Consider the following 7295-nt stretch of genomic DNA (forward strand, 5'->3'; position numbering starts at 1 on the left):
AGCTGTGTATAAGAGACAGCCCCCACTCCGTCCGCCGCCTGCTCTTCCGGCTGCGCCTGGCGCTGCAGCCGGTGGTGGAGATGCTGGTGGGCGGCTATGTGCGCTTCTCCATCTGGTGGCTGCGCCTGTGGCCGCTCTGGCTCTCCGCCGGGGGCATGGCCTTCTGGGCGCGCACGTTCGGCCCCTTCTTTGCCGTGAGCAAGGTGGCGCGGCGCAACCTCGCCGCCGCCTATCCCGAAAAAAGCACGGCCGAGATCGGCGCCCTGGTGCGCGGGGTCTGGGCCAACATGGGCCGGCTCGCCGCCGAATTCGCCCAGCAGGACCGCCTGTGGGACTACGACCCCACAAAGCCTGGTGAAGGTCGCGTGGAAGTGGTGGGCGCCGAGATCTTCCAGCGCCTGCGCGACGATGGGCGCCCTGCCCTGTTCTTCACCGCCCATACCGGCAATTGGGAAATGTGCGCCATCGCCGGCGCCAAGTTCGATGTGCCGGGGGGCGTGCTCTATCGCGCGCCCAACAACAGGCGCGCCGCCGCCCTCATCGAGGAGATGCGTGCCGGCACCATGCCGGGCCTCATCCGCGCCGGCCGAGACGCCGGCCGCCAGATGGCGCGCATGCTGGCCGAGGGACAGCATCTGGGCATGCTGATCGACCAGTACTGGACCGGCGGGCCGGAAGTGACCTTCTTCGGCCGGCCCTGCGCAACCAACCCGACGCTGGCCCGCCTCGCCCGGCAGTTCGACTGCCCGGTGCACGGCATGCGCGTCATCCGCCTGCCCGGCGCGCGCTTCCGGGTGGAGATCACGGAAGAAATCGTCCTCCCCCGCGACGGCGAGGGCAAGATCGACGTGATCGGCGCCATGCAGGCCGTCACCTGCGTGATCGAGGGCTGGGTGCGCGAATATCCCGACCAGTGGCTCTGGCTCCACCGCAGGTGGCGCTGAGGGGCGGCGGTGAAAGCCCTCTCCGCAGGCGGCGGAGGGAGGCCGCCTTCTTCGGCGGGCAAACACCCCCAATCCCCTTGCCCCGGCTGCGGCGATCCTATAAAGCCGCGCTTTCCGTTTTATGGGGTCTTGAGGGATGAGCACGGCTGACGTTGCCGTCATCATGGGCAGCCAGTCCGATTGGGACACCATGCGCCACGCGGCCGAGACGCTGGAAGCGCTGAAGATCCCGCACGAGGCCCGCATCGTCTCCGCCCATCGGACGCCCGAGCGCATGTACGACTTTGCCCGCAGCGCGAAAGCGGACGGCTTCAAGGTGATCATCGCCGGCGCGGGCGGCGCGGCCCACCTGCCCGGCATGGTGGCGGCACTCACCACCTTGCCCGTCTTCGGCGTGCCGGTGCAGTCCAAAGCCCTGTCCGGCCTCGACAGTCTTTATTCCATCGTCCAGATGCCGGCCGGCGTGCCCGTGGGCACGCTCGCCATCGGCGTCGCCGGCGCGACCAATGCGGCGCTATTGGCCGCGTCCGTGCTGGCGCTGGCGGACCCGGCCTTGTCCCAGCGGCTCGAGGCCTGGCGCGCGGCACGCACCGGGGCGGTGGCGGAACGGCCGGCCTGAGCCATGCTGAAGCCCGGAAGCGTCATCGGCATTCTCGGCGGCGGCCAGCTCGGCCGCATGATCGCGCTCGCGGCGGCGGAGCTCGGCTTGAAGACCCGCATCCTGTGCCCCGACAAGGACAGCCCCGCCTTTCATGTGAGCGAGAGCCACGTCTGCGCGCCCTATGACGACTTCGCGGCGCTGGAGCGCTTCGCGGCGGGCGTGGACGTGGTGACCTATGAATTCGAGAACGTGCCGCTGGCCACCGCCGAGTTCCTCGCCGCCCGCGTGCCCCTGAGGCCGGGGGCGAAGGCCCTCGCCATCACCCAGGACCGGCTGGCGGAAAAGAGCTTCGTGCGCGACCTCGGCATCGAGACCGCCCCCTTCGCCGCCGTGGACGACCTCGCCGGCCTCGAGGCGGGGGTTGCGGCGCTCGGCCTGCCGGCGGTGCTGAAGACGCGGCGCTTCGGCTATGACGGCAAGGGCCAGGTGATGATCCGCCCGGATGAGGACCTCACCGCCGCCTGGCATGCGCTGGGCCGGCAGAGCGCCATCCTGGAAGGCTTCGTCGCTTTCGTGCGCGAGGTCTCGGTGGTGGCGGCGCGGCGGGCGGACGGCGCCTTCCAGGCCTTCGACGTGACCGAGAACGTGCATCGCGAGCACATCCTGCACACCTCCACCGTGCCCGCCACCCTGTCTGCCGGCGCGGCCGCCCAGGCCCGCGCCATCGCCCGCGCCATCGGCGATGCGCTCGATTATGAGGGCGTGTTCGCGGTGGAGCTGTTCGTGGTGGGATGCGGAGCCTCCGAGCGGGTGATCGTCAACGAGATCGCCCCGCGCGTGCACAATAGCGGGCACTGGACCCAGGATGGCGCAGTGACCTCCCAGTTCGAGCAGCATGTGCGCGCCATCGCCGGCTGGCCGCTGGGAGAGGTCTCCCGCCTCGGCCGGGCCCAGATGACCAACCTCATCGGCGCCGACGTGCATGACTGGCACGCCCTGCTCGCCGAGCCGGGAACCCATGTCCATCTCTACGGCAAGGATGAGGCCCGCGCCGGCCGCAAGATGGGCCACGTGGTGCGGGTGGGCCGCGATCCGGAGACGTGCGCCAACATTCCCGGCGAGGGGTGCTGAAACCCTTGGCGGTGCCGTCATCGCGCCGTCATCCGGCGTGATTATTTTACCATTCTCCACATGATCTTCGGAGACCTGAGGCGAATCGCCATGGCGACGCGACCGCGGGCTTCGGGCATAGCTGCAAAGCTCAAGAGAGCTACCATAATACCATACGGTTTCGGGGGAATCCGGTGGCCAACGAACGCTTCTCACAGTGGCTGCGCGATCTCGCGCGGCACATGGCCCGCTCGGGCCGCTATGGCAGCTGGCGCCTGATCCAGATCGAGCTGCGCTTCATGCAAGGCATCCGCGAGGCCGCCAACTGCTTCACCGATTCCGAGATCCGGTCGGAGCTGGACGCACTTTGCCGCGAGGCGCAGCGGCAGGCCGGCCGGATCATGATCCTGCCCGCCTGAAGATGAGCCGGCGCAAGGCCCCGCCGCGTTTCCTCCCGGCATCGGGCGTGTGGACAAGCTGCAGGGCTTCTGATAAGAGAGCACTCCTTCCGGATGAGCTGAAGTCGGGCGAAAGGCTCGTGCTTCCCCGGTCCGGGTATTCAGATCAGGTTGGCCAGATCACGGCTTGCTGGGCTCGGCGCAACAGCTCGAAGAGGTAAACACGTGCAAGTTCTCGTCCGCGACAACAATGTTGATCAGGCCCTCAAGGCGCTCAAGAAGAAGATGCAGCGCGAGGGGATCTTCCGCGAGATGAAGCTGCGTGGCCACTACGAGAAGCCGTCCGAGAAGCGCGCCCGCGAGGAGGCCGAGGCCATCCGCCGCGCCCGCAAGCTCGCCCGCAAGCGCGCCCAGCGCGAGGGTCTCATCCCCTCCAAGCCGCGCCCCACGCGCTGAAGCCGGGCTGAGCACCAGCCGGCTTGAACCGGCCTGGCGCCCGCACCTTTCCTGTCGAGCCATCGCCACCGCGCGTGCCCACACGCGCGGATTTCGCTTGTCCGGCTGCCCCGTCTCGCGCTCCCCGGCCTGCCTGTCCCGCATCGGCCTCGTGCCCCCTGGGCAAAGCCAGGACTCTGCGTCAGGGCCCTTCCCGCCCCGCGCCCGGCTCACTGAAATCCCCTTTCTCACGTCCTGTGCCGAGCTTGCCTTGCCCCGCGCGCAGCGGCGATCGGTCCGCCGTCTCTCCATCGGGCCGGACAAGGCGATGTGCGCCCTGACGGCGATGCAAGCTGATCGGACAGCGCGTTCTCTTTCTTGAATTTAGAGGGCGATTCCCCGATCAGATGGATTCAATCTGATCGGATCGCGCTCTAGAGTGCGCGCTGTGCTGCGAAGCGGGGCACGGTCGGCGGATGCGGCGGCCGGAGCCGGCCTGGGAAACGCCATGCGCCGCATTCGGGGGAGAGGTGGATGGTTGCGCGGGTGGTCGAGGTTGAACCTTTCGACATCATCGTGTTCGGCGCCACCGGCGATCTGGCGCGGCGCAAGCTGCTGCCGGCCCTGTTCGAGCGCGATCTCGCCGGCCAGATGCCCGACGAGGCCCGCATCATCGGCGTGTCCCGGCGCCCCATGGCCCGCGCGGCGTTCCAGGACTTCGCCCGCGAAGCGGTGGAGACCTCCGACGGCATCGAGGAAGCCCGCCCCGCCCGCCTGTCCCGTTTCCTCGCCCGGCTCGACTATGTGGCGGTGGACGCCCAGTCCGACGCCGGCTGGGCGGATCTCGCCCGGCTCCTCGAAAAGGGGCGAGATCGCGTGCGGGTGCTGTATCTCGCCGTGGGGCCGGACCTGTTCGACCCCATCTGCGCGCGTATCGGCTCCCATGGTCTCGTCACCGACCTGACCCGCGTCGTGGTCGAGAAGCCGGTGGGCAAGGACCTCGCCTCGGCGCTGACGGTGAATGCCGCCGTGGGCAAGGTCTTCCGCGAGGAGGCGGTGTTCCGCATCGACCACTATCTGGGCAAGGAGACGGTGCAGAACCTGATGGCGCTGCGCTTCGCCAATGCCCTGTTCGAGCCGGTGTGGAACAATGCCCACATCGACCATGTGCAGATCACCGTGGCCGAGAGCATCGGCACCGCCGGCCGCGCCGGCTATTATGACACCGCCGGCGCCCTGCGCGACATGGTGCAGAACCACATTCTCCAATTGCTCTGCCTCGTGGCCATGGAGCCGCCGGTGTCGCTGGACGCCGACGCAGTGCGCGACGAGAAGCTGAAGGTGCTCAAGGCCCTCGAACCCATCACCGAGGCCAATGCCGGCCAGCTCACGGTGCGCGGCCAGTACCGCGCCGGGGCCTCGGCGGGCGGGGCGGTGCCGGGCTATCTGGAGGAGCTGGGCTCCGGCGCCTCGGACACCGAGACCTTCGTGGCGCTGAAGGCGCAGATCGGCAACTGGCGCTGGTCGGGCGTGCCCTTCTACCTGCGCACCGGCAAGAGGCTGGCCTCGCGGGTATCGGAGATCGTCGTGGCGTTCCGGCCTATCCCCCATTCGGTATTCGACGGGCAGGCAGGCCCCATCATGCCCAACCGCCTCGTCATGCGCCTCCAGCCCGACGAGGGCGTAAAGCTGTGGCTGATGATCAAGGACCCCGGTCCCGGCGGCATGCGGCTCCAGCATGTGCCCCTCGACATGAGCTTCGCCAGCGTGTTCGGCGTGCGCAACCCCGACGCCTACGAGCGCCTCATCATGGACGTGGTGCGCGGCAACCAGACCCTGTTCATGCGCCGCGACGAGGTGGAGGCCGCCTGGCGCTGGATCGATCCGATCCTGGACGCCTGGCGCACGTCCCGCGAGGCGCCCAGACCCTACACCGCCGGCACCTGGGGCCCCGCCGCCGCCATCGCCCTCATCGAGCGCGACGGGCGAACCTGGACCGACGACGCCTGAGCCCGCCACGCCCGGCCGGCCAGAACCCGAGTTGCCTCGAATCCGCGTTTTTCCGAATCCGATTTGCACGAACCAGACTTGCACGAGCCCGAAGGTCCGATGACGACACCTGCATTCGCCCTCGCAGCCTATGACGATCCCGCCGCCCTCGCCCGCGCCCTGGCGGCGCATGTGGCGGAGGCGCTGCGCGCCCGCCTTGCCCGCGACGGCGCGGCGAGCCTTGCCGTCTCGGGCGGCCGCACGCCGACGCGCTTCTTCGAGACCCTCTCCGGTGCGCCCCTGGACTGGAGCCGCATTGCCGTGACCCTGGTGGACGAGCGCTGGGTGCCGGAAACCTCGGAGCGGTCCAACGCCGCGCTGGTGCGGCGCCACCTCTTGAAGGGCCCGGCTGCGGCAGCGCGATTCGTGCCGCTCTTCACCGGAGCCGCCACGCCGGAAGAGGGGCTCGCAGCCGCGGAGGCAGCGGTCGCCGCCCTGCCCGCGCCGTTCGCCGCCGTGGTGCTGGGCATGGGCGATGACGGGCACACGGCCTCCTTCTTCCCCGGCGCCGATGCGCTTGCCGCCGCCGTCGATCCGGCCGGCACGGCCCCCCTCATCGCGGTGCGGGCCGACGGGGCGGGTGAACCGCGCATCACCTTCACCTTGCCGCCGCTCATCGCGGCCGACCTGCTCCTGCTGCACATCGAGGGCGCGGGCAAGCGCGCGGTGCTGGAGCGGGCGGCGGCCGGCGGGGCGGTGGCGGAAATGCCCATCCGCGCCGTGCTGAACGCGGTCCGCGTCCCTCTCGACGTACTCTGGTGTCCCTAGAGAACGCGCCGATCTGCCTGCATCGCAAGCTGATCGGACAACGCGTTCTCTTTCTTGAGTTTAGAGAGCGTTGTCATCGTGGAGCAGGAAGCCACCTTTGCTCATGACGCCAAAGGGCGCCTTTTGCCCTTGTCGCACCTTCTTCATGCGAACCTGCATCCATTTCCCCAACAGGGTCTGACGGAGATTTCGCACCCATGACGTCCAATACCCTCGCGACCGACACCGCCTTCAAGGCCCTCGCCACCGCCTGGGAGACCCGCGAGGGGCGGATCCTCGACCTGTTCGCGATACCGGACCGGTTCGAGCGCTTTTCCGTCGCCTACGGCGACCTCATCCTCGACTTCTCCAAGACCGCCATCTCGGACGGCATCCTGAAGCAGCTTTTCGCCCTCGCCCGGGCCGGCGGGGTCGAGGCGCAGCGCGATGCCATGTTCGCCGGCGACCACATCAACCTCACCGAGGACCGCGCGGTGCTGCACACGGCCCTGCGCGACCAGGCGAGCGAGACCATCCAGGTGGACGGCATCGACGTGAAGCCCGGCGTGGTGGAGACGCTGGCGCGCCTCGGCGATTTCGCCGCGGGCGTGCGCGAGGGCCGCATCGCGGGCGCGCGGGGCGGCGTCATCACCGACGTGGTGAATATCGGCATCGGCGGCTCGGACCTCGGCCCGGCCATGGTGACGCTGGCGCTGGCCCCCTATCACGACGGGCCGCGCTGCCATTTCGTCTCCAACGTGGACGGCGCCCACATCACCGACGTGCTGAAGGGGCTCGACCCCGCCACCACTTTGTTCATCGTGGCCTCCAAGACCTTCACCACGGTGGAGACCATGTGCAATGCCTCGACCGCCCGCGCCTTCATCGTGAATGCGCTGGGGGAGGAGGCCGTGGGCGCCCATTTCGCCGCTGTCTCCACCGCGCTCGACAAGGTGGGGGCCTTCGGCATCCCGGCCGAGCGCACCTTCGGCTTCTGGGACTGGGTGGGCG

At 69.2% G+C, this 7295-nt stretch carries 7 protein-coding genes and 1 pseudogene; all 8 read left to right on the top strand.

What is annotated here, in order from left to right; all coding sequences use genetic code 11:
- Positions 1-2 precede the first annotated feature (2 nt).
- Positions 3-944: a lipid A biosynthesis lauroyl acyltransferase gene (locus K9U40_RS21020; RefSeq protein WP_282892069.1), complete on the top strand. Its 942-nt coding sequence runs from the start codon at positions 3-5 to the stop codon at positions 942-944.
- Positions 945-1080: 136 nt separating this feature from the next.
- A complete protein-coding gene (gene purE / locus K9U40_RS21025; protein ID WP_282892070.1) occupies positions 1081-1563 on the top strand; it encodes a 5-(carboxyamino)imidazole ribonucleotide mutase in 483 nt (160 codons plus the stop codon).
- 3 nt (positions 1564-1566) lie between these two features.
- Positions 1567-2676 carry a 5-(carboxyamino)imidazole ribonucleotide synthase gene (locus K9U40_RS21030; protein ID WP_282892071.1) on the top strand — a complete coding sequence of 370 codons (1110 nt, stop codon included), beginning with the start codon at positions 1567-1569 and terminating at the stop codon, positions 2674-2676.
- Positions 2677-2849: 173 nt separating this feature from the next.
- Positions 2850-3074: a hypothetical protein gene (locus tag K9U40_RS21035; protein WP_282892072.1), complete on the top strand. Its 225-nt coding sequence runs from the start codon at positions 2850-2852 to the stop codon at positions 3072-3074.
- 204 nt (positions 3075-3278) lie between these two features.
- On the top strand, positions 3279-3509 hold the full coding sequence (gene rpsU / locus K9U40_RS21040) for a 30S ribosomal protein S21 (protein ID WP_012113273.1): 231 nt from the start codon (positions 3279-3281) through the stop codon (positions 3507-3509).
- Positions 3510-4022: 513 nt separating this feature from the next.
- Complete coding sequence (gene zwf / locus K9U40_RS21045) at positions 4023-5498, top strand: glucose-6-phosphate dehydrogenase (protein ID WP_282892073.1); 1476 nt, start codon at positions 4023-4025, stop codon at positions 5496-5498.
- Positions 5499-5597: 99 nt separating this feature from the next.
- On the top strand, positions 5598-6305 hold the full coding sequence (pgl, locus tag K9U40_RS21050; protein ID WP_282892074.1) for a 6-phosphogluconolactonase: 708 nt from the start codon (positions 5598-5600) through the stop codon (positions 6303-6305).
- A 197-nt stretch (positions 6306-6502) separates the two neighbouring features.
- Positions 6503-7295 (top strand): annotated as a pseudogene (locus tag K9U40_RS21055) (glucose-6-phosphate isomerase); the annotation flags it as partial.

Source organism: Xanthobacter autotrophicus (genome assembly GCF_030015065.1).
Taxonomy (GTDB): domain Bacteria; phylum Pseudomonadota; class Alphaproteobacteria; order Rhizobiales; family Xanthobacteraceae; genus Xanthobacter; species Xanthobacter autotrophicus_D.